This window comes from Pseudomonas sp. B21-040 (assembly GCF_024748695.1).
Lineage (GTDB): Bacteria > Pseudomonadota > Gammaproteobacteria > Pseudomonadales > Pseudomonadaceae > Aquipseudomonas.
The window spans coordinates 5,257,914-5,282,303 of record NZ_CP087176.1; the positions used below are offsets into that span (position 1 = coordinate 5,257,914).

Sequence of the window (24,390 nt, forward strand, 5' to 3'; positions counted from 1 at the left end):
TTGCAACCGACCGATGCACCCAAGCTGCAAGCACCTTATTGAATGTTCCCGTCTTTTAGAGGAGCGCGACTCATGACCGTGATCAAGCAAGACGACCTGATTCAGAGCGTTGCTGACGCCCTGCAATTCATTTCTTACTACCACCCCGTTGACTTCATCCAGGCGATGCACGAGGCCTACCTGCGCGAAGAATCGCCAGCGGCCCGCGATTCGATCGCGCAAATCCTGATCAACTCGCGCATGTGTGCCACCGGCCACCGCCCGATCTGCCAGGACACCGGCATCGTCACCGTGTTTGTCCGCGTGGGCATGGACGTGCGTTGGGATGGCGCCACCATGGGCCTGGACGACATGATCAACGAAGGCGTGCGCCGGGCTTACAACCTGCCGGAAAACGTCCTGCGTGCCTCGATCCTCGCCGACCCGGCGGGCGCTCGTAAAAACACCAAGGACAACACCCCGGCCGTGATCCACTACTCCATCGTCCCGGGCAACACCGTGGAAGTGGACGTGGCGGCCAAGGGCGGCGGTTCCGAGAACAAGTCGAAAATGGCCATGCTCAACCCGTCCGACTCGATCGTCGACTGGGTGCTGAAGACCGTTCCGACCATGGGCGCCGGCTGGTGCCCACCGGGCATGCTCGGCATCGGCATCGGCGGCACCGCCGAGAAAGCTGCGGTCATGGCCAAGGAAGTGTTGATGGAGTCCATCGACATCCACGAGCTCAAGGCTCGCGGCCCGCAGAACCGCATTGAAGAAATGCGCCTGGAGCTGTTCGAGAAGGTCAACCAACTGGGCATCGGCGCCCAAGGCCTGGGTGGCCTGACCACCGTGCTCGATGTGAAGATCATGGATTACCCGACCCACGCCGCTTCGTTGCCGGTGTGCATGATCCCGAACTGCGCCGCCACCCGTCACGCCCACTTCGTGCTCGACGGTTCCGGCCCGGCCTCGCTGGAAGCGCCACCGCTGGACGCCTACCCGGAAATCGTCTGGGAAGCCGGCCCGTCGGCCCGTCGCGTCAACCTCGACACCCTGACCCCGGAAGAAGTGCAGAGCTGGAAGCCGGGCGAGACCGTCCTGCTCAACGGCAAGATGCTCACCGGTCGCGACGCGGCGCACAAGCGCATGGTCGAGATGCTGAACAAGGGTGAAACCTTGCCGGTGGACCTCAAGGGTCGCTTCATCTATTACGTCGGCCCGGTTGATCCGGTGCGCGAAGAAGTGGTTGGCCCTGCCGGTCCGACCACCGCAACGCGGATGGACAAGTTCACCCGTCAGATCCTCGAGCAAACCGGCCTGTTGGGCATGATCGGCAAATCCGAGCGCGGCCCTACCGCGATCGAAGCGATCAAGGACCACAAGGCTGTTTACCTGATGGCAGTCGGCGGCGCGGCTTACCTGGTGGCGCAAGCCATCAAGAAATCCCGCGTCGTGGCGTTCGCCGAACTGGGGATGGAAGCCATCTACGAGTTCGACGTGAAAGACATGCCAGTGACTGTTGCAGTCGACAGCAAGGGCGAGTCGGTTCACATCACCGGTCCTGCGATCTGGCAGAAGAAGATCAGTGAAAGTCTGGCGGTAGAAGTGCAGTAAGCGCTTCATCTGGCCAAACAGCGGCCGGGTTGCCTGAAAAGGCGACCCGGCCGTTTTTTTGCCTGCAAATAATGCCAATGGCATTAAAACCGTATTTCTTACAGCAATTCGATCTGGAAAAACCCTCTCTACCTGTCAGATCTGACAGGTTACGCAGCGCGCCCATCTTGTTAGCGTCTGATCTATCCAGCGACTGCGTCGCCACGGGCGAGCGCCACGCCAAAACAGGATCAGCCCCATGCAAGATCAAGCGTCCCTGAGTATCACTGAACCCTCGATTGCAAAGAGTGCTTCGATCGCCACCATCGGCAAAAGCTGGGGCAAGGTGGGGCCGACCGGGGCCGCCTCTTTTGTATTACCCATGCCCGTTTCGCCCGGCCGCGGCTGGGACCCCGTGCTCGCGCTGAGCTACAGCAGCCAGTCCGGGAACGGCGCATTCGGTGTCGGCTGGCATTTGGACTCTGCGGCTATCACCCGCCAAACCAACAAGGGCGTGCCCCGGTATCTCGACGATGACGTGTTCCTCAACACCGCCGGCGAAAAACTGATGCCCGAGCGCGATGACGAGGGCAACCTCCAGTCCAGAGTCGAAAGCGAATACCGTGGCCAGCTCATTGGCGAACATACGGTGGTGCGGTATCGGCCACGGGTGGAACAGACGTTCGAGCTCATCGAGTTCTGGTGCTCCGATGCCACACCCGAAGGCTTCTGGCTGGTGCATGCGCCGGACGGCAGCCTGCACCTTTTCGGCAAAGACCACAGTGCGCGCATTGCCGCCGTGCAAACGCCACTGCGGGTATCGGCGTGGCTGTTGCAGGAAAGCATGAACGCCCACGGCGAGCATATCCGCTACGTGTACCGGTCAGAGGAACCAACCGAGCTTCCTGACCCACGTGATTACCGGGCGCAGCGGTATTTGCATCAAGTGTTCTATGGCAACTTCCCCGCGTGTGCGGATTTGTACGGCTGGGAGCTGGCCCAGACACCGACACCGTCGTGGCTCTTTCACGTGGTGTTCGACTACGGCGAGCGCACGCTGGAACTGACAGAAAAACCTGTTTATGACGGCCCGACGCTCAAGCCATGGGTGATCCGCCATGACCCCTTTTCCTCGTATGGCCAGGGCTTTGAAGTCGGCACTCGCCGCCTCTGCCGGCAAGTGCTGATGTTTCACAACTTTGCGGAACTGGGTAACAAACCGGCACTGGTCCGCCGTGTGTTGCTGGAGTACTCGGGCAACACTGAACCCTGGTCCTTCAGCCAAATCACCGCGGCGCATTATCAGGCGTACGACGCCAGCGGTGCCGTGGAAAGCATGCCGCCGATAGAGTTCGAGTATTCGGGTGCTGAACTCAATACTCAGCCGGCGGCGTTTTTCCCGTTCGACAACATGCCGGGCATCGAGGACGGCCAGCACTATCAATGCGTCGACCTGTTCGGTGAGGGTTTGCCGGGTTTCCTGTGTCGCTACGACCAATGCTGGTACTACCGCGAACCGTTGCGTGACCGCACTGGCGGTGATCGCATCACCTATGGCCCGTGGACAGCGCTCAACGAAATCCCGGTCGCCGACCGCAGCAAGCAAACGCATCAAGCGCTGATGGACCTGACCGGAGACGGTCGTCCGGACTGGATCATTGCCCAACCCGGCGCTCAGGGTTTCCATACCTTGAACGCGGATCGGAGCTGGTCAGGATTCATTCCGTTCAAGGCGTTCCCGGTGGAGTTTTTCAAGGTCCTGTCGCAGTTGGGCGACTTGCAGGGCGATGGCCTCAGCTCGCTCACACTGATCGGCCCCAACGCCGTGCGTCTGTACGCCAATCGGCGCGAAGAAGGGTTTGCCAAGGGCGAGGACGTCGCACACACACCGGATGATGACCGTCTGCCTTTGATCAGTAGCTCACGCAGCGAACTGGTGTTTCTGGGTAACCTGCTGGGCAGCGACACCCCCTCGTTGTGCCGCATTCGCCACGACGAAATCAAATGCTGGCCGAACCTTGGGAACGGAATATTCGGCACGGGATTTGTCATCGAAGGCCCGATGTTCGATTACGCCACCTTCGACGCAGCACGTGTGCGCATCGCCGACTTGAACGGTTCGGGTGCCCCTGCACTGATCTATCTGAATTCCGACGGGTTCGATATTTATCTCAACCTGGGCGGCAATGGTTTTGCACTGACACCTACTCGGGTTTCCTGGCCCGAAGGTGTGCGTTACGACAACCTGTGTCAGGTGACGTTCGCCGACCTGCAAGGCCTGGGCTGCGCCAGCCTGATCCTGACCGTTACACATATGAAACCTGAGCACTGGCGCTATGACTTCGTCAGCACCAAGCCGTACCTGATGATCGCCAGCAATAACAACATGGGGTGCAGCACAGAGGTGGCTTATCGCAGTTCGGCGCAAGAATGGCTGGACGAAAAAACCAGTACCCACTTCACATGCCATCTGCCCTTCCCTATCCAGGTGGTGAGCCAGCAGAGCCAGCTCGATGAAATTACCGGCAATCGCCTGAACCAGTTTTTTCGTTATTTCCAGGCTTACTACGACGGCCAGGATCGGGAATTCCGTGGCTTCGGGCTGCTGCACCAGACCGATACCGAATCCGGTCCGGATGAAGACGAAAGCTTTACCGCTGCGGCATTGGTCTGCACCTGGTTTCATACTGGTCAACAGATCGACATGCCTGGCGAGGGTTACTTCAATCGTGATGATGAGGCACACCCGTTGGGCGAAACGCTGTTTTGTCGTTATCACCCGGACGACGAGTGCGAAGAACTCATCAGCCCTGCCGATGAAGCCACCGCCCACGAAATCGCCCGTGCGCTCGCGGGCAATATGCTGCGAACGGAAACCTACGCGGCGAATGACCCGGACACCCCGTTCCTGGTTGAACAGTCCCGCTACATCGTGCGCGAAGTACGTGAGCGCGGTAAGCACCAGCCTGACGCGGTGTTGATGGTGTCGTCGCTGGAAACCATCAGCTACCACTATGAGCGCTTCGTCGATGACCCGCTGTGCCGACATGTCCTGAACCTGGGTCGGGATGCGTTCGGGCTGACGACTCACAGCATCACGGTCAGTTATGCCCGGCGCCTGACTGAGCTTGATGAGCCACCCTTTACCGATGTCGATGAACGCAAATGGTGGAGCGACGCCCATGACCCGGCTCAACAGTCCTACTACCTGGCCGAAACCCGCGCCAGGTTTATTCACCTGGTCGACCTGCAAGGTTGGAGACTCGGCCTGCCCTATCAGCAACGCGGCAATGCGCTGGTCTTGCCCAAGGGCGCTGCACCTGCGGGACTGACCCCCGAAGCCATTGGCTATGAATCATTTATCGAGCACTACGCCTCAACTGAATGGGCGACCGGGCGGGAGCTGACCGCGCAAACAGTGCAACGCTACCTCAGCACCCGGGACCAAACGGTGATGCCGGACGGCACCGCCGAGTTCGAGGCCTTGGCAGGCCCGCTGGAAATGGCGCAATTGAACAAGACGGCGCTGGATGTCTACGGCGACGTGAGCCCTCCCATCGACATTCGGGCCGAGCTGACGAAGATCGGTTATTTGGCCATGCCACTGATTCTTGGAACGGACAAAGAGGCCGATGAGGAAGAAGACAAACTGAAAAATCTCTGGTCGAGCCAATACAATTTTGCCCGGTATACAGACCTCGATCTCTTCTACAGGGTGATTCAATACAACGACACTCCGAGCCATGGTGTGACCAAAGCGACCTACGACGATTACGGTTTCGCAACGCTCAACGTCGAGTTGCCGGATGGCTGCACCACGCGCGTCGAGTACGACTATCACTCACTGCAGCCGCTGCGCCTCATTGATGCCAACGAAAACGTTGAAGAAGCGATTTACGACCCATCCGGTCCGCACACCCTCACGTATTACGGAACGGAAAACGCGGTGCCCGCCGGCTTCCTGCCCATTGCCGACTACACCCGTCCCGCAGATTCCAGCCCCGCGACTGCAATCGAACTTCCCAAGGAAGCGCTGCAAAATGCCGCCAGCACGTTACGCAAGGATCTGTTCAGCTGGATGGGCAAGCTCCCGGATTCCGTGAGGCAGACACCCGACTGGCTCACCGACTGGATGACGCAAGGCTACGTACTGCCCGACCTTCACATACGCGCCAATGCCCGGCTGCGCCTGGCCAGACGCACGTCCCGCACGCTATCAGAGCAGGCATTGTGGGACCTGCTGCAGACCATCGTTCGCGTACCGGTGCACACCGTGGTGCTGACCGCCGATCGTGATTACTACGACCCGCAAGAACAGCAAATCCACATCAACCTGGCCATCGTCGATGGTTTCGGACAAGCCCTGCAAACCCAGCAACGCGTCGAGCCTGGTGAGGCTTATGTGGTGGAAAACGGCGAACTGGTGATTGAAAACGGTCAGCCGAAAGTGGCGCACGCCGAGCGTCGCTGGCGTATCAGCGAACGCGTGGAATACAACAACAAAGGGTTGGCGGTACGCACCTACCGACCGTATTTCGCCAATGCTTATGGCTACATTCATGACCATTCTTTCAGGGATTTCGGCCATCACGACAAAAGCTATTACGACGTCCTCGGTCGCCTGATCAAGATCATCAACGCCAAAGCCGATGTCGCGCTGGAAATCATCCACCCTTGGTACACCACCAAGCTGGATTTCAATGACACCTATGTCGCACCGGACTCGAAAGGCTCCAAGGCAGGCAAGTGATGACCACCACGGTCGACTGGAAAACCCCGTCGGTGACGGCCATTGATGCTCGGGGCCTGGCCGTGCGCCAGATGATCTACTTGCGCAATGTGCCGGGCGGGACCGTGCAAACCCTCATCACCCGGCAATGTTTCGACAACCTCGGGCGGCTGATGGAGCAACGGGACGCGCGACTGCTCAATGCTGCCAAGCCCAACCTGGCGACTATTTACGACCTGGGCGGGCAACCGGTAAACGTCGCCAGCGTCGATGCCGGAGGACGCACCCGCCTGGTGGGCCTGGCCGGTGAAATCCTCCTGCGCTGGGATGGACGCGGCAATCATTGGCGCAACACTTACGACAACCAGTTGCGCATGCTCACCCTTGAAGAAAGCGGTCAAGGCATCGTTGACGCTTATGCCTACGCGACGGCACTGGCGGACCCGAGCCATAACCTTCGTGGGCAGATGATCCGGCAAACCGACCTCTCAGGCGTACTCGAACTCAACAGCTTCAACCTCAAGGGCCAGCCGCTGCGCGACAGCCGGACCATCACCGATGCCGGCACTTTCACCAGCAGCCGGACTTACAACCCGCACGGCGCATTGCTGACCCAGACCGATGCCGGTGAACATCAGCAACGGATGCACTACGACATCGCCGGGCAACTGCGACAGGTTCAATTACGGCTAGAACCCACAGGCACCTGGCAGGCTGTGCTTGAAGAGGCCAGGTACAACGCCGAAGGGCAGATCATTGAGCAACAGGCCGGCAACAAAGTGCTCAGCACCTGGGTCTACGACGAGGCCGATGGTCGTCTCACGGCCTTTACCGCCGGTGTACCGGGGCAGGCCACGCTTCAGCACTTCGCGTACCTTTACGACCGGGTCGGTAACACCCTGCGCATCGACGACCTCACCTTCAAACCGATGTACTTCGCCAATCAGCAGATCGACGGCCGCCGCGAATTCACCTACAACTCGCTCTACCAACTGAGCAGCGCCACAGGCCATGACGCGCTCCCAAGTGCAGACCTGCCCGGCCGCCCTTCGCCCAGTGATCCCAATAACCACCTCAACTACACACAGCGATACGAGTACAACGCCGGCGGTAGCCTGATCAAATTGATCCATGAACGTGCGGTGGGCGGGTATAGCCACGAGATGTTCATTGACCCGACCAGCAATCGAGGTGTTCGTTGGAAAGAAGCGGACCCTGCCCCGGATTTCGACACGTTGTTCGACCGCCACGGCAACCAGCAAGTCTCGTCCCCGGGCAGGTCCTTGCACTGGAACAGCCGCGATCAACCGGCATCAGCGACGCTGGTTGAACGTGACAACAGCGCCAACGATGAGGAAACGTATCGCTACAGTCAGGGTGCACGGCTGCTCAAACGCCATGAATGGCAAGCCTCGAACATCACTCATTTTCGTCAAGTGATCTACTTGCCGGGGCTGGAAATCCGCACCCGGGACGACGGTGAAACGCTGCACGTCATTACCTTGCCCGGTGGCCGAGGCAATGTCCGTTGTCTGCATTGGGTGAGCAAAAAACCCGACGGGATCGATCAGGATCAACTGCGCTACACCCTCGACGATCAGTCGGGTTCCTGCGTCATGGAACTTGACCAGGACGCCAGACTGATCAGCCACGAAGGCTACTATCCATTCGGTGGCACCGCCTGGCTCAAGGCCGCTTCCTTACTGGAAGTCGGTTACAAAACCATCCGTTATTCGGGCAAGGAAATGGATGAATGCGGGCTTTACTACTATGGCGCTCGTTACTACGCACCCTGGTTACAGCGCTGGGTGAGTGCGGATCCGGCGGGGGCTGCGGACGGGTTGAGCCTGTATCAATTTGTCGGAAACAATCCGCTGCGCTATGTCGACCCTGACGGCGGAACCAAAGCGGAAAATGTGATTTACAACTATTCAAGATTCATTTCCGCTCTCGCAGGTCATGCCAACGAGACGCTCCAGCAACTCGACAACATCATTCATAAAAAGAACATCACAAGAAATCTGGCGAAAAGTCTGGTGCTTGCAGGATTCAAAGGCTCAATCGGCTACGAAGGGGGTGTTTTGGGTACTGGACAAGCCGGACTCGTTCTTCCGCAAGCCTCCCACGCTATCCAGATGACCGATCCCAATGCATTGATCGGCGGCAATATTGGAGGAGATTTAGCCGGTGAGATGGAAGCCCCGTACACAAATGGCTTGGGGCTGGTCTCGGGCGCGCTCATCCCGCAAACCTCAACGATGTCCATTGCTGCGATTGATCGGCAGTTGGGCTTCCCTGCCGCCGCCAAAGAAATAAGCCTCAACTGGAAAGCCATCAAAAATGAGGTGATTCATCCGGCACTCAACTCGATTCTAAATCCTGGCTTTTTGATGAATAGGGTGATGGCCTCATGGATATCGGTCATTCCCGGCACGATCAGTTCGTTCCAGCGGGCCACCGAAGCTGAGGACATCAAGAACGGGCTCGACCCGGTCAAGATCGGCAAAATCGAAGCGATGCTGAACGAGTGGGAGTCCGTGGAAAACGAGCGATATGCCAATGCGATGGCCGCCTTCCAGGGCATCGGCGTTGATGCCATTTACCCCGCCAACTGGCTACCCAATGTCAATTACATGACCCCGAAAAGCCTCCTTCAACCGATTCTCCTGAGTGACTTGCAACACCAACATGCGACGACGCAGGACTTGATCCGTCGCAACAAAGCAGGTCTGGCGCAAATCAAGGAGAGAGGGACGACAGACAATCGGTTCCTGTTCAAGCAGGCGCGTACTGCAGCGCAGCGCAGTGCACATGCATAAGGGCACACCCAATCTGACGGTCGGTGATACCAGAGGCCTGCCGATTCGCCAAGTGGCTTATCTGCGCAAGAAAGCCGAGGGTGATGTGGAAACACTCATCACACGACATTGCTGCAGAGCGTGACGTTGAAAGCACAGACCTCGCTTCAAGACCAGCGCCGAAACGCTACGGTCTCTTGACATTCCGGCAACATTCACCGGCGCGTGGACCGGGCTCCAGAACTTCTGGAGCCCCTTCTCTCTTAAGGCGGGCCCACCATGCTATGGTGCCTGCCCGACTTCCGACCTGTTTGCACCAGCATGCTGCCAACTTCCCGTACCCTGCGTTTGTCGTTGTACACATTGCTGATCATCGCTGGCGCGGCGCTCGCAGCCGGCTTCGCCATGCTCCACGCCGAACGCCAGGCCCTGGTCGAGGACGCCTCCCGCGCCAATCAGCAACTGGCGCTCTACGCCAATTCCCTGCACACCCTGATCGATCGCTACCGCGCCCTGCCCGCTGTGCTGGCGCTGGACCCGGAACTGCGCGCCGCCCTCAATGGCCCGGTATCGGCTGCGCAACAGGACGCGCTGAATCGCAAGCTGGAAAAAATCAACGGCGCCGCGCAATCCTCGACCCTCGAACTGCTCGACCGCACCGGCCTCGCCGTGGCGGCCAGTAACTGGCGTTTACCCAGTAGCTATGTCGGCCACAACTACGGCTTTCGCCCTTACTTCAGCGAGACTCGCACCCAAGGCACCGGGCGCTTCTACGCCGTGGGCGTGACCAGCGGCATTCCGGGGTACTTCCTGTCCAGCGCAGTGACCGACGACAACGGCGAGTTCCTCGGGGCGATGGTGGTCAAGCTCGAGTTTCCAGAACTGGAACGCGAATGGCGTCAGGGCAGCGACACGCTGCTGGTCAGCGATGCACGCGGGATCATCTTCATCGCCAACCAGCCGGGCTGGCGCTATCGCTTGTTGAACCCCCTGAGCGACAGCGATCACGCCGAACTCAAGGTCACCCGCCAGTACGACAAACAACCGCTCACGCCGCTCGAATTCCAATCGGTGGAGCGTTTCGATGACAACAGTGAGCTGAGGCAAGTGGCGGGGCCTGACGGGGCGGCGAAGTATCTGTGGGAATCACTGCCGTTGACCGCCGAAGGCTGGACGCTGCACTTGCTGCGCCGCCCGCAAGTCGCGTTCGAAGACAGCCGCAACGCCGCGCTCGCCGCCGCCGGGCTGTGGCTGGCGCTGGTGTTTCTGTTGCTGTTCCTCAATCAGCGTTGGCGCCTGGCCAGACTGCGCCAGCGCAGCCGCGAAGAGCTTGAACGATTGGTCGAGGAACGTACCCGCGATTTGCGCACGGCGCAGGACAGTTTGGTGCAGTCGGCCAAACTCGCGGCGCTGGGGCAGATGTCGGCGGCGCTGGCCCATGAAATCAACCAGCCGCTGACCGCCCAGCGCATGCAGCTTGCTACTCTGAGGCTGCTGCTCGATCACGGTCGGGTCGACGACGCTTACAAGGCACTCAAACCGGTGGACGACATGCTCACGCGCATGGCGGCCCTCACCGGCCACCTGAAAACCTTCGCCCGCAAAAGCCCCAGTGGCCTGCGCGAACGCCTGGACCTGGCCGCGGTGGTCGACCAATCCCTGCAATTGCTCGACGCACGCCTGCGTGATGAACAAATCAGCACGGTGCTGCACCTGACGCGTCCGGCGTGGGTGCGCGGCGATGCGATTCGTCTGGAACAGGTGCTGATCAATCTGCTGCGCAACGCCCTCGACGCCATGCACGACAAACCCTGCAAGCGTCTGGAAATCCGCCTCGAAGCCGACGAGCAACTGTGGCGCCTGACCGTCAGCGACAACGGTGGCGGCATCGCCGAAGAACATCTGGGCAACGTGTTCGATCCCTTCTTCACCACCAAACCGGTGGGCGATGGCCTGGGCCTTGGCTTGGCGGTATCGTTTGCCATCGCTCACGAAGCGGGCGGACGCCTGAGTGCCGACAATCACGCCAACGGCGCGGTGTTCACCCTGTCCTTGCCCATTGATCTGGAGGCACACAGCCCATGCTGAATTCAGTCATGGTGGTCGACGACGAAAGCAGTATTCGCAGTGCCGTCGAACAATGGCTGAGCCTGTCGGGCTTTGAGGTGCAATTGTTCAGCCGCGCCGATGAATGCCTGGCGCAACTGCCCACTCACTTTCCCGGCGTGATCCTCAGCGATGTGCGCATGCCCGGCATGACCGGGCTGGAACTGCTGGCCGAGGTCCAACGGCGCGATGCCGACCTGCCGGTGATTCTGCTGACCGGTCACGGCGATGTGCCGATGGCGGTCGAGGCGATGCGCGATGGCGCGTATGACTTTCTTGAAAAACCCTTCAGCCCGGAAACCCTGCTGAGCAGTTTGCGCCGCGCGCTGGACAAGCGGCGGCTGGTGCTGGAGAACCGCGCCCTGCACGAACAGGCCGACAACCGCGCCAAACTCGACGCGACGCTACTCGGTGTGTCCCGTGGCTTGCAAACCTTGCGCCGCCAGGTGCTGGACCTGGCGGCATTGCCGGTCAATGTGCTGATCCGCGGCGAAACCGGCAGTGGCAAAGAGCTGGTTGCCCGCTGCCTGCACGACTTCGGACCGCGGGCCGACAAGCCGTTTGTGGCGCTCAACTGCGCGGCGATTCCCGAGCAATTGTTCGAGGCCGAGTTGTTCGGCCACGAAAGCGGCGCGTTCACCGGGGCGCAGGGTAAACGCATCGGCAAGCTTGAATACGCGGATGGCGGCACGCTGTTTCTCGATGAGATCGAAAGCATGCCGCTGGCCCAGCAAGTGAAATTGCTGCGGGTGCTGCAGGAGCAGAAGCTTGAGCGCCTGGGGTCCAACCAGAGCATTCGCGTGGATTTGCGAATCATCGCCGCGACCAAGCCAGACCTGCTCGATGAAGCGCGGGCCGGGCGCTTTCGCGAGGACCTGGCCTATCGACTGAACGTTGCCGAGTTGCGCCTGCCACCGTTGCGCGAACGACGTGAAGACATTCCGTTGTTGTTCGAGTCGTTTGCGCAGAATGCCGCCGAGCGTCTGGGGCGGACGTTCCCACCGTTGACTGGCCCGCAGTTGAGCCATCTGCTGAGCCACGACTGGCCGGGCAATGTGCGCGAACTGGCGAACGTTGCCGAACGGCAAGTGCTGGGGCTGGGCGAACCGGAACCGGTGGGCATCGACCCTGGCCAGTCACTGGCGGCGCAGCAGGAAGCGTTTGAAGCGCAATGCCTGCGCTCGGCGTTGACCCGGCACAAGGGCGATGTGAAAGCGGTGCTTGAAGAACTTCAACTGCCGCGCCGGACCTTCAATGAAAAGATGCAGCGGCATGGACTGACGCGCGAGATGTTCCTCGCCGAGTGATCGTTCCCACGCTCCGCGTGGGAATGCAGCCGGGGACGCTCTGCGTCCCAAATAAAGCCGAACGCGGAGCGTCCGTTGAGGCATTCCCACGCGGAGCGTGGGAACGATCAGCTTCGGCGGAATTCCGCTTGCCGCCTCGATCCAATAAGCGGATTTCCGCTCAACAAACCCGCCTCCCCCCTCTAAACCGGCCCTCTGCACCTTGGCACACCTCCTGCTATAGCCCTCGCAGGCTGCGTTTCAACGCGCTCCACAAAAACAATTAAACGAAGGATCCTTCAATGGATAACTCCAATACCCTGCCCCTTGGGTCGGCTGCCGTGCCGGCTAAAGAAAGAACCACCGCCAGTCGCATCAAATCGATTTTCAGCGGCTCGGTCGGCAATATGGTCGAGTGGTACGACTGGTATGTCTACGCCGCCTTCTCCCTGTACTTCGCCAAGGCCTTTTTCCCCAAAGGCGACACCACCGCCCAACTGCTGAACACCGCCGCGATCTTCGCCGTGGGCTTCCTGATGCGCCCGATTGGTGGCTGGATGATGGGCCTCTATGCCGACAAAGTCGGGCGCAAAAAAGCGCTGATGGCCTCGGTGTACCTGATGTGCTTCGGCTCGCTGCTGATCGCCCTGAGTCCTGGGTATGAAACCATCGGCATCGGCGCACCGATCCTGCTGGTGTTCGCGCGCCTGCTGCAAGGTTTGTCGGTCGGTGGCGAGTACGGCACTTCGGCGACTTATCTCAGCGAGATGGCCACCAAGGAGCGTCGCGGCTTCTACTCCAGCTTCCAGTACGTGACGCTGATCTCCGGCCAGCTCATAGCCTTGGCCGTGCTGATCGTGTTGCAACAAGTGCTGACCACCGAGCAGTTGTACGACTGGGGCTGGCGCATCCCGTTCGCCATCGGCGCGCTGTGTGCCGTGGTCGCGCTCTACCTGCGTCGCGGCATGGAAGAAACCGAGTCGTTCACCAAAAAAGAGAAGTCCAAGGAAAGCGCCATGCGCACCTTGCTTCGTCACCCGAAAGAACTGATGACCGTGGTCGGCCTGACCATGGGCGGTACGCTGGCGTTCTACACCTACACCACGTACATGCAGAAATACCTGGTGAACACCGTCGGCATGAGCATCTCCGACTCCACCACGATTTCCGCCGCCACATTGTTCCTGTTCATGTGCCTGCAACCGATCATCGGCGGGCTGTCGGATAAAGTCGGTCGTCGCCCGATCCTGATTGCCTTCGGCATTCTGGGCACGCTGTTCACCGTGCCGATCCTGACCACCCTGCACACCGTTCAATCCTGGTGGGGCGCGTTCTTCCTGATCATGGCGGCGCTGATCATCGTCAGCGGCTACACCTCGATCAACGCCGTGGTCAAAGCCGAACTGTTCCCGACCGAGATTCGTGCGCTGGGCGTAGGCTTGCCGTATGCCCTGACCGTGTCGATCTTCGGCGGCACCGCTGAATACATCGCACTGTGGTTCAAGAGCATCGGCATGGAAACCGGTTACTACTGGTATGTCACCGCGTGCATCGCGGTGTCGTTGCTGGTGTATGTGACCATGAAAGACACCCGCAAGCATTCGCGGATCGAGACTGACTGATACCGTCAGCGCTGAACAAAAGGGGCAGACCTGCGAGGGTCTGCCCCTTTTTACTGAATAGACCTACAACCTGTAGGAACGAGCCGGCTCCGGGCGGCTCGCTCCTACATTTTGACCTCAATGCTGGAAATAATCGGCTCGTCCTTGCACCATGTTCGCCTCCCGAGAACCCCAGGAATTTACGCCATGGCTGACGACATCCATTTCTACGAACCAGCCAACGGCCACGGCCTGCCCCACGACCCGTTCAACGCCATCGTCGGCCCGCGCCCTATCGGCTGGATTTCCTCGCAGGATGCCAACGGCCGCCTGAACCTGGCGCCGTACAGCTTCTTCAATGCCTTCAACTACATTCCGCCGATCATTGGTTTTTCCAGCGTCGGGCGCAAAGACAGCCTGAACAACATCGAGCAGACCGGCGAGTTCGCCTGGAACCTGGCCACCCGCCCGCTGGCCGAGCAAATGAATCAGAGCTGCGCCATGGTCGGCCCCGAGGTCAATGAGTTCGAACTGTCGGGGCTCACGCCCCTCGCCTCGAAAATCATCCAGGTGCCACGGGTGGCCGAAAGCCCGGTGTCCTTCGAGTGCAAGGTCACGCAGATCATTCAGTTGCAACGCGCCGACGGAAACGTGGTGCCGAGCTGGCTGATTCTCGGCGAAGTGGTCGCCGTGCATATCGCCAAGTGGCTGTTGAAGGACGGGGTATACGACACCGCCGCGGCAGAACCGATTCTGCGCGGCGGTGGGCCAGCGGACTATTTTCAGCTGGGACCGGAGGCGTTGTTCAAGATGTATCGCCCGGGGGCAAACCGGTAAATCACCAAAGCAGGTCGGTGTTTTCCTTGACGTCTTTGAGGCGGGTCAGCTCTTTGGCTGCTGCTTCATCGGCCTCATGGGCGGTCTTGAAGACCTGGCCTTCGAGGACTTTGTGAAAACGCGGTGCGCCCGCGCCACCCAGGGCTTTGACGGCGATGGCGGCGTGGTAACCCCCTTCACCCGGTACTACTGCGGAAACGGCTTCGAAGTGTTCAAAGGCTTTACGTGCCATGTCGCGGATCCTGGCTGATTGAGAATGCGCTCATTAAACCCTCAACCCGCCATTTTGTGTACCCACGACCCGGACTGGCCCAGGGCCTGAGCGGCAGAGACTTCCTTGAAGGTATGAAAGTCCAGGCTGTTGACCACCAGTTCCTGCACCAGCTCGGCGAACACTTCCATCGCCGGCGTGCTGAAATAAGCGGTCATGGCTTGCTGATGGGCCCAAAAACCGGAAACCAGCCACAACTCGGGATCGCATTGTGAATGCTGCAGGGAAAAACTCAGGCAACCCGGCGCGCTGCGCGATGGCTCGATCAACGCGCTCAGGCGCACACCGAGCTCCGCCGAGCGCCCGGCGCGGGCACGCACAAAAGCCATGTGACTGACGGGGATCTGCGTAGACATGTTCAACCCTCCCAGGTACTCGAGTGGCAGCCGTGGGACGGGCTGCGACAGGATCAAAGGTTAATCGCGCACAATCCAGCGCGGTTAGTCGATTTCTGCCGGCTTATTGCACAATCCTGCGCGGTGTTCCAAAACGGCCGTAGCGGCCTGTCTATACGTTCCACGCCAATGAAACACGGGTTTCAAGCAAGTTTCCCCGGGGATACGCAGACATAGACGCACCGTTAACCCACGCCGTGCAGAATCAGGCAAGGTTGAGGCAGGATGTGTCTACCGCTTTTTCTTGCACAAATTTAAGCTCGGCTCATTACCTACCCCCTCAGCGAGGATGCCCGGCATGTCGTCGTTCGATCACGTTCAAGTTCCGCTGGATGCCGACATGGAGAAACAGCGCGAAGAACTGGCCGCTATCATCCGCCGCAATACGTCGGACGATGGCACCTATGCGACGGCCGTCGGTTCGCTGTTCATGTCACGCCACAGCCAGTCCCATGTGTTTGCCCCGGTGCTCGCGCAACCGGCGCTGTGCATCATGGCGCAGGGGCGCAAAGAGGTCAGGCTGGCCGACGAGCACTTCAACTACGACCCGCTGAATTACCTGGTGGTGTCGGTCTCGATGCCGCTGAGCGGGCGGGTGGTAGACGTCTCGCCCGAGGCGCCGATCCTTGCCGTACGCCTGGACATCGACCCGGCAGAAATCACCGCGCTGATCGCCGACGCCGGCCCCTTGGGCGTTCCGACCCGCCCTACCGGTCGTGGTCTGTATGTCGAACGCATCGACACCGCGATGCTCGACGCAGTGCTGCGCCTGGCGCGGTTGCTGGACACGCCGAAAGACATCGCCATGCTCGCGCCGCTGATTCGTCGGGAGATTCTTTATCGGTTGTTGCGCAGTCCGCAGGGGCATCGGCTGTATGAAATCGCCATCGCCAACAGCCAGAGCCATCGCATCAGTCAGGCGATCAAGTGGCTCAACGGCAACTATGAGCAGCCGCTGCGTATCGATGATCTGGCCAAGGAAGTGAATTTGAGCGTGTCGACGCTGCATCACCGGTTCAAGGCGATGACGGCGATGAGCCCGTTGCAGTATCAGAAGCAACTGCGGTTACAGGAAGCGCGGCGGTTGATGCTGGCCGAAGGACTGGAGGCTTCGGCGGCGGGGTATCGGGTGGGGTATGAAAGCCCCTCGCAATTCAGCCGGGAATACAGTCGGTTGTTTGGGGCGCCGCCATTGCGGGATTTGGCGCGGTTGCGGTTGAGTGTCTGATCCAGAAATTGTTGCGTGGCTGATGGCCTCATCGCGGGCAAGCCCGCTCCCACAGGGATCACGGTGTACACAAAACCTGTGGGAGCGGGCTTGCCCGCGATGAGGCCAGTTCAGGCAATAAAAATTTGGGATCAGGCACCCAGTACGCGGCAAGCCTCGGCCGGCAACGTCACCGACACCGGGTTGCCAATGCTCAGCCCAAACCCTTGGCACGGTGTGCTCAGCGCGGTAAACGTCACCCCGGAACACTCCACGGTCGTTTCAATCGTCGCACCGATATCACGCACGAACGTCACCTTGCCCAGCAACCGGTTCCCCGCCGTCTCCTGCGGGTGCGACAGTTGCAGGTCTTCAGGACGGATGAGCATTTTCACTTTCTCGCCGACCACGATGCTGCTGCAGATCGGCACTTGCAGTGCATCGCCACCTGGCAAACTGACTTTGCCGTTGCCCAGCGCCGTGGCCGGGAAAATGTTGCCCGAACCGATGAAGTCCGCGACAAATTCGTTGGCCGGGTGGCGGTAGATTTCAATCGGCGTACCCACTTGTTGCACGCGGTGCTCACCCAACACCACAACGATATCGGCCATGGTCATTGCCTCACGCTGATCGTGGGTCACCATGATCGTGGTGATGTTCAGGCGTTGTTGCAGCTGACGGATTTCCACCTGCATCGACTCGCGCAGCTTGGCGTCCAGCGCCGACAGCGGTTCATCCAGCAGCAGGATTTTCGGGTGGTTGGCAATCGCCCGGGCAATCGCCACGCGCTGACGCTGACCACCGGAGAGTTTTGCCACCGGGCGATCAATCATTTCCTGCAGCTGAATCAGCTCCAGCAATTCCACCACCCGCGCCTGCTGATCAGCCTTGCTGACGCCACGCAGTTTCAGCGGATAGGCGATGTTCTCCCCCACCGTCATGTGCGGAAACAGCGCCAGCGATTGAAACACCATGCCGAAGTTGCGCTGGTGCGCAGGCGTGTTGCCGATGTCTTCACCGTCCAGGCGAATCTCGCCGCCGGTCAGGGTTTCGAGGCCGGCAATCATGCGCAGCAACGTGGTTTTGCCACACCCCGAAGGACCGAGGAAACACACCAGTTTGCCTTCCGGCAAATGCAGGTTTACATCCTTTACCGCGCAAGCCGAGCCGTAGTGTTTCTCGACGTTTTCCAGAATCAGACCAGACATGTGAATTACCTCAAGAAATCAGAACGAAACGCCACCTTCACCCACCAGCTTCTCCAGCGCCCAGATCAGGACGAAGTCGATGAGCACGATGAGCACGGCGAACGAGAACACGGTAGGGTCGAGCGAAGACACGGTGCGGCTGTACATCCAGATCGGCACGGTCATGACGTCGATGGTGTAGAGGAAATAGGTCACGGTGAACTCGTTGAACGAGACGATGAACGCCAGCAGCATCCCCGCCAGAATCCCCGATTTCATCAGCGGTACCACCACATCGACAATCGCCCGGGTCGGCGAGGCACCGAGCATTTGCGCGGCCTCCTCGACTTCGGTGCCGATGGACAGCATCGCCGCGGTGCAGTTTTTCACCACGAAGGGCAGCGCCAGGATCACGTGGGCAATCACCAGCCGCGAGGTGGTCATCTGGAACGGCAGGCTGTCGAACACCAGCAGCAATGCCAGGCCCAATACCACCATCGGGAACACCAGTGGCAGCGACATCAATTGCATCGCCACGGCTTTGCCGCGAAATTCGCAACGGGTCAGCGCGTATGCCGCCGGCACTGCGATGATCGTGGCGAAGACCATGGTCAGGCACGCCACCATCAGGCTGGTGGTCATGGCTTTGCCCAGGCTCAGCACGTCGCTGGCATCCGGCGAGACGAAGGTGTGCCAGGCGGCCTTGTACCATTGCAGGCTGTAGCTGCTTGGCGGGAAGTCGAGGTTCGACGAACCGCTGAACGACATCACGATCATGGTCAGGATCGGCAACACCGCCAGCAGCAGGATGAAGCCCGAGAGGATACCGGCAAACTTGCCGGTTTCGCCCGGCAGCAGCCCATAACGTTTCTTGGTCAGGGTGCTCATTGCGAAGCCTCCAGCATGCGCCGACGGCGGCCAGTGATGTATTCGGACAAGGTCATGATCGCCAGCGTAGTGACAATCAGCACCACACCGGCAGCGGACGCGGCGGGCCAGTTCATCAGCGGGGCGATCTGGTCATGGACCATCACCGCCAGCATCGGCACGCGTCGACCACCGAGCAGCAGGGGCACCACGAAGCTGCTGGCGTTGTAGGCAAACACCAACGTCGCGCCGGTGATGATCCCCGGCATGCTCATCGGCAACACCACCTGGCGGAACACCTGCAAGCGACTCGCGCCCAGTGTCGCGGCGGCTTCTTCGTAAGTACGGGCGACGCCGCGCATGGCGCTGGCAATCGGCAGCACGGCCAGCGGGAACGCGGTTTGCACCAGGCCCATCAGCACGCCGTTCTGGTTGTAAAGCAGCATGATCGGACGCTTGATCAAGCCCAGGCCCATCAGTGCCTGGTTGAGCATGCCGCCAGGGCCGAGAATCACCAGCCAGCCGTAGCTTTGCAGCAGCAGGTTGACCAGCAACGGCAACAGCACCGCGGCGAGGAAGATCCGGCGCACGAACGGTGAGGTCAGGCGCGACATGGTGTAGGCCACCGGGATCGCCAACACGACAGCAATAACTGCGCTGATCAGCGCCAGGCGCAGGGTCAGCAGCAACGATTTGAGGTAATACGGTTCCAGCAGTTGGGCGTAACTGGCCAGGCTGAACCCGGTCCACTCCGCGCCTTTGGTGCCCACGCTCATGCGCAGGACCAGCAGGCTGGCGGCAATCAGCACACCCATGAACAGCATCGACGGCGACAGGAAAAGCCAGGCGCGCGTCGTCGGCGAAACACCCCGGTTGGCGCGCACGGGGGCGACACTCACCGGATGAGTCAGAGGTTGGTGTTCCATAGCAAAGGTCTCGTCAATGGAAGATCTTGGCGAGTGCTGCGCACTCGATCGCGGGCAAGCCATGCTCCTACAGGTATGGCGCTGCTCTTGTAGGAGCGAGGCTTGCCCGCGATGAGGTTCGAAGAACCTCCCTGCGATTCAGATCAGGAAGAAAAGATTTCCGTGTAGCGACGAATCCATTGGTCATGCACGGTGGCCAGGAAGGCGTTGTCGTGCATGATCGCCTTCTCGGCAATCTGCTCTGGCGTGAGGATGTACGGGCTCTTGCGCGCTTCGGCGGAGATGATCGCCTTGGCGTTGACCGGGCCGTTGTAGATGTCTTCAGCCATCTTGCCCTGCACTACCGGGTCCAGAGAGTGGTTGATGAAGGCGTACGCCATGTCGGTGTCGCCCGGACGGTTCTTCGGCATGACCGATTGCATCAAGTCGGTGTAGAAACCTTCCTTCATGCCAAAGGTTGCACTCAGGCCGTAGGCCGGATCGCGAATCTGTTTCGGGAAGAACGCCGGCGCGTACAAGCCGCCCATGTCCAGGGAACCGGTGCGGAACAGCTCGGCGATCTGGTTCGGGTTTTCACCCAGGGTCACCACGCGATCTTTCAGCTCGGCGAGTTTCTTGAAGCCCGGCTCAATGTTGTGCTCGTCACCACCGGCCAGTTTGGCGGCGATGATGATCAGGTCCATGGCCTCGGTCCAGTTTGGCGGCGGCAGGAAGATGTTCGGCGCAGCGTCGGCGTCCCACAGGGAGGCGTAGCTGGTCGGGGCTTCTTTCTGGGTGCGGGTGCTGTAGACGAGGCTGTTGCACCACAGGAGGTAACCGATACCGTGGCCATTGGCGCCGGTGCGGTATTTTTCCGGTACGTCGACCAGGTTGGGAATGCGGTTGAGGTCGGGTTTTTCCAGCAGGTTGGCGGCGGCCAGACCTTCGGCACCGACGCCAGCCAGGGTGATGATGTCGTACTGCGGACGATCACCGCCGGCCTTCAGTTTGGCAACCATTTCCGAGGTACTGCCGGTACGGTCAGCGATGACCTTGCAGCCGTACTTGTCTTCGAAAGTTGCAGCGATATTGCGCAGGGCTGCCAGACCGGTGTCATCGGACCAGGTCAGCAAACGCAGGGTCTTGCCGGCAAAACGTGTGTCGCTGGCATTGGCCTTGATGAACGGCATGCTCATGGCGGCCGCTGCCACCGAGGCTACGCCCACGGTTTTGATGAATTGACGTCTGTTCAGATCATGCTCGCCCATGAAGGACTCCCTTTATTTTTGTAAATTATGAGGTTGGTCGCAACCGTTGTATCCGCGCGGTCAGATCCGCTTCAAACCCCCGTATTCAAAGGGTTAGAGCTGAGCCGACGGGTTCATCCTGAGGTCGTGTAAATCACCTGACTATCGATAAAAACTCATTGAAGCCATGACGCCAGCGCATGCCTCGTTTCGAGGCATGCGCTCACCGTTTTCGTGCCGTCAGACGGCCCGAATCACGTGTTTTATTTCCTGGAAAGCCTGCAAGCCCCACGGCCCCAATTCGCGGCCGATGCTGCTCTGCTTGTAGCCACCCCAGGCGGTCTGCGGGAAGATCACCTGTGGCGCGTTGATCCACACCAGCCCCGCCTGCAAGGCGTTAGCGACGCGGTCAGCCGTTTCGGCATTGCGCGTGACGACGCTGGCGACCAGGCCAAACTGACTGTCGTTGGCCAAGGCAATCGCCTCGGCTTCAGTGGCAAAACTGCGAACGCAGATCACCGGGCCGAAAATCTCTTCACACCACAACGCACTGTCCAGGGGCACTTCGGTGAAAATCGTCGGCTGTAAAAAATATCCGCGCGGCAGGTCTGCCGGACGATTACCGCCGCACATCAGCTTGGCGCCCGCACTCAAGCCCCGGTCGATGTGACCGAGCACACGCTGGTATTGCGCGTGGTTGACCAGCGCACCCATTTCCACCGCCGGGTCGAACGGGTCAGCCACGCGAATGGCTTCGGCGCGAGCCTTCAGGCGCAACAGGAATTCATCGGCGACTTCATCGGCAACCAGCACGCGGCTAGTGGCGGAGCACATTTGCCCGGCGTTGAAGAAACCACCGCCGCACGCCACTTCCACCGCCAGTTCGATGTCAGCATCGGCCAGCACCAGCAGCGACGATTTACCGCCCAGCTCCAGGCTCACGCCTTTCACGGTTTCCGCCGCCCGTTGCATGACCTGCACACCCACCGCGTTGCTGCCGGTGAAGGAGATTTTGGCGATGCGCGGATCCGCCGACAGCGGCGCTCCGACCGCCAGGCCCGTGCCGCAGACCAGGTTGAAAACGCCGGCAGGCAAGCCGGCCTTGGCGATGATGGCCGCCAGCTCCAACTCTGGCAGCGGCGTCACCTCGGACGGCTTGAGCACCACGCAGCAACCGGCAGCCAGGGCCGGGGCGAGTTTCCAGGCGGTGGTGACCATCGGGAAATTCCACGGCACGATCAAACCGACCACACCGGCAGGCTCACGGCGCAGACGTGCGCTGAAATCTTCAGTCGGCAGCTCAACAGCGCTGTCTTGTTTCGCGTCCAGCCCTTCGGCCAGACCGGCGTAATACTCGAAGGTGGCGATCACGTCATCGACGTCGATGGCCGCTTCAAACTGTGGCTTGCCGTTGTTGCTCGACTGCAAGTGCATCAAGCGCTCACGAGCGGCCTGCACGCCGGCCGCGATGTTGCGCAGAATCGCGCCACGTTCGGCACCGCTGGTTTTCGACCACTCGGCGAAAGCGTTGGTCGCCGCGCTCACGGCCTGATCGACAGCCTGGGCATCACCGCCATTGACGGTGGTCAGCAACGCTTCGGTTGCCGGGTTGATCACGCGCAGGTGTTCGTTGCCGGCCGACCATTGGCCATTGATGAACACGCCATCCAAGGTTGTTGGAAAACTCATTTCGACACCGCCTTCATCCACTGGGTCTGATCGATTTCAATCAGGGTCGGGCCCTGACGGTCGGCAGCGGCACGCAATGCAACGCGCAGTTGCTCGACACCGTTGACCGCGTCGGCGGCACAGCCCAGCGCCTTGGCCACACCGATGAAGTCCGGGGTGTAGATGTCCACGCCGACCGGCTCGATGGCGCGGTTGACCATGTATTTCTTGATCTCTTCGTAGCCCTGGTTATTCCACAGCAGCACGATCACCGGAGTGCGCGCTTCAACGGCGCTGGCCAGTTCCGGCAGGGTGAATTGCAGGCCACCGTCACCGATCAGACACACCACCGGAGGACGCGAGTCGCCGACAACGCTGCCGCCAAGCCAGGCGCCGATAGCGGCCGGCAAGGCGTAACCGAGGGTGCCGTAACCGGTGGACGAGTTGAACCAGCGACGCGGGCGCTCGGGGTTGAACGTCAGGTTGCCGGTGTAGACAGGCTGGGTCGAATCGCCGACGAACACGGCCTCCGGCAACTCGTGCAGAACGGTTTCGAGGAAGCGGGTCTGAGCCAGTGTCGGAGCGTCCCAGGTGCCGGCCAGTTCTTCACGCAAGCGGGCAGCACGCACCTGACCCCAATCGTTGCGGCGCGCCGCCAGCGATGTGTGCGACAGGGCAGTGAGCAAGGCTTGGGCGGCGTTACGTGAGTCGGACACCAGCGCCACGTGCGGCGGGTAGTTGCGCACGGTCTGGTCCGGGTCGATGTCCACGCGCAGCAATTGGCCAGGAATTTCGAAACCACCGGCGAAGGTCACGTCGTAGTCGGTCTCGGCCAGCTCGGTGCCGATGGCCAACACTACGTCGGCCTCGGCCACCAGGGCGCGGGTGGCAACCAGGCTTTGGGTCGAACCGATCAGCAACGGGTGGCTGGATTCCAGCATGCCCTTGGCATTGATGGTCAGGGCGACTGGCGCGTCCAGCAGTTCGGCCAGTTCGGTCAACTCAGCGGCGGCATCGATGGCACCGCCACCGGCGAGGATCAGCGGACGCTTGGCGCCGGCCAGCAACTCGCTCATGCGCGAAACGGCGGTCGGCGATGCACCGGCGCGGTCGATGTTCACCGGTACGCTGCTGAGCAGGTCGTCGGCTTCTTCAACCAGCACGTCCAATGGAATTTCGATGTGCACCGGACGCGGACGACCGGCCTGGAACAGGGCAAAGGCACGCGCCAGTACGCCGGGCAATTCAGACGCCGACATCAAGGTGTGGGAGAACGCCGCCACGCCGGCGACCAATGCGCCCTGGTTCGGCAGCTCATGCAGCTTGCCGCGACCGCCCCCCAATTGGCTGCGCGATTGCACGCTGGAGATCACCAGCATCGGGATCGAGTCGGCATAGGCCTGACCCATCGCAGTGGTGATGTTGGTCATGCCAGGGCCGGTGATGATGAAGCACACACCCGGTTTGCCGCTGGTGCGCGCATAACCGTCGGCCATGAAGCCGGCGCCTTGTTCGTGACGCGGAGTGACGTGGTTGATGCTCGAACGGGCCAGCCCGCGGTACAGCTCCACGGTGTGAACCCCGGGAATGCCGAACACCTGCTCGACCCCGTAATCTTCGAGTAACTTGACCAATACTTCGCCGCACGTCGCCATGTAATTTGCCCTTCTTGTTCGATTGAGACGCCGGGCCTGCGCGTTGTTTATGATGC

At 60.5% G+C, this 24,390-nt stretch carries 16 protein-coding genes; 8 read left to right on the forward strand and 8 right to left on the reverse strand.

What is annotated here, in order from left to right:
- Positions 1-72 precede the first annotated feature (72 nt).
- The 7 genes from LOY55_RS24110 to LOY55_RS24140 all read left to right on the forward strand — a co-directional run bounded on the left by LOY55_RS24110 (position 73) and on the right by LOY55_RS24140 (position 14,932).
- On the forward strand, positions 73-1,596 hold the full coding sequence (locus LOY55_RS24110) for a fumarate hydratase (RefSeq protein WP_019581511.1): 1,524 nt from the start codon (positions 73-75) through the stop codon (positions 1,594-1,596).
- Between the two features lie 238 nt (positions 1,597-1,834).
- The gene (locus tag LOY55_RS24115; RefSeq protein ID WP_258666994.1) at positions 1,835-6,325 is read left to right on the forward strand and encodes a SpvB/TcaC N-terminal domain-containing protein; all 4,491 of its coding nucleotides are present in this window, start codon (positions 1,835-1,837) and stop codon (positions 6,323-6,325) included.
- Positions 6,325-9,123 carry an RHS repeat-associated core domain-containing protein gene (locus LOY55_RS24120; protein ID WP_258666996.1) on the forward strand — a complete coding sequence of 933 codons (2,799 nt, stop codon included), beginning with the start codon at positions 6,325-6,327 and terminating at the stop codon, positions 9,121-9,123. Before LOY55_RS24115 ends, LOY55_RS24120 begins: the two co-directional genes overlap by 1 nt.
- Positions 9,124-9,423: 300 nt before the next feature.
- Positions 9,424-11,190: an ATP-binding protein gene (locus LOY55_RS24125; RefSeq protein ID WP_258666998.1), complete on the forward strand. Its 1,767-nt coding sequence runs from the start codon at positions 9,424-9,426 to the stop codon at positions 11,188-11,190.
- Complete coding sequence (locus LOY55_RS24130) at positions 11,184-12,515, forward strand: sigma-54 dependent transcriptional regulator (protein ID WP_109785052.1); 1,332 nt, start codon at positions 11,184-11,186, stop codon at positions 12,513-12,515. Before LOY55_RS24125 ends, LOY55_RS24130 begins: the two co-directional genes overlap by 7 nt.
- A 281-nt stretch (positions 12,516-12,796) precedes the next feature.
- Entirely contained in the window at positions 12,797-14,116 is a 1,320-nt protein-coding gene (locus LOY55_RS24135; RefSeq protein ID WP_046033257.1) for an MFS transporter, read from the forward strand.
- A gap of 186 nt (positions 14,117-14,302) precedes the next feature.
- Positions 14,303-14,932, forward strand: coding sequence for a flavin reductase family protein (locus tag LOY55_RS24140; protein WP_109785051.1), 630 nt, complete (start codon positions 14,303-14,305; stop codon positions 14,930-14,932).
- 1 nt (position 14,933) lies between these two features.
- Here LOY55_RS24140 and LOY55_RS24145 read toward each other — a convergent pair whose 3' ends face one another.
- The gene (locus tag LOY55_RS24145; RefSeq protein ID WP_046033255.1) at positions 14,934-15,164 is read right to left on the reverse strand and encodes a hypothetical protein; all 231 of its coding nucleotides are present in this window, start codon (positions 15,162-15,164) and stop codon (positions 14,934-14,936) included.
- A 41-nt stretch (positions 15,165-15,205) separates the two neighbouring features.
- Positions 15,206-15,559, reverse strand: a complete 354-nt coding sequence (locus LOY55_RS24150; RefSeq protein WP_046033254.1) for an antibiotic biosynthesis monooxygenase family protein — start codon at positions 15,557-15,559, stop codon at positions 15,206-15,208.
- 337 nt (positions 15,560-15,896) lie between these two features.
- Between LOY55_RS24150 and LOY55_RS24155 the strand changes: the two genes are divergently transcribed.
- Entirely contained in the window at positions 15,897-16,826 is a 930-nt protein-coding gene (locus tag LOY55_RS24155) for an AraC family transcriptional regulator (RefSeq protein WP_258667000.1), read from the forward strand.
- 131 nt (positions 16,827-16,957) lie between these two features.
- On the opposite strand, the gene LOY55_RS24160 is transcribed toward LOY55_RS24155, so the two are convergent.
- The 6 genes from LOY55_RS24160 to LOY55_RS24185 form a co-directional block, all read right to left on the reverse strand.
- Complete coding sequence (locus tag LOY55_RS24160; RefSeq protein ID WP_046033252.1) at positions 16,958-18,013, reverse strand: ABC transporter ATP-binding protein; 1,056 nt, start codon at positions 18,011-18,013, stop codon at positions 16,958-16,960.
- Between the two features lie 18 nt (positions 18,014-18,031).
- On the reverse strand, positions 18,032-18,880 hold the full coding sequence (locus tag LOY55_RS24165; RefSeq protein WP_223525693.1) for an ABC transporter permease: 849 nt from the start codon (positions 18,878-18,880) through the stop codon (positions 18,032-18,034).
- On the reverse strand, positions 18,877-19,785 hold the full coding sequence (locus tag LOY55_RS24170; RefSeq protein WP_046033250.1) for an ABC transporter permease: 909 nt from the start codon (positions 19,783-19,785) through the stop codon (positions 18,877-18,879). The genes LOY55_RS24165 and LOY55_RS24170 overlap by 4 nt, the downstream gene beginning before the upstream one ends.
- 143 nt (positions 19,786-19,928) lie before the next feature.
- The gene (locus tag LOY55_RS24175) at positions 19,929-21,032 is read right to left on the reverse strand and encodes an extracellular solute-binding protein (protein WP_109785049.1); all 1,104 of its coding nucleotides are present in this window, start codon (positions 21,030-21,032) and stop codon (positions 19,929-19,931) included.
- A gap of 219 nt (positions 21,033-21,251) precedes the next feature.
- Positions 21,252-22,700 (reverse strand): aldehyde dehydrogenase family protein, encoded by a 1,449-nt coding sequence (locus LOY55_RS24180; protein ID WP_077431364.1) that lies wholly within the window; start codon positions 22,698-22,700, stop codon positions 21,252-21,254.
- On the reverse strand, positions 22,697-24,334 hold the full coding sequence (locus LOY55_RS24185; protein ID WP_109785047.1) for a 5-guanidino-2-oxopentanoate decarboxylase: 1,638 nt from the start codon (positions 24,332-24,334) through the stop codon (positions 22,697-22,699). The genes LOY55_RS24180 and LOY55_RS24185 overlap by 4 nt, the downstream gene beginning before the upstream one ends.
- Positions 24,335-24,390: the final 56 nt, after the last annotated feature.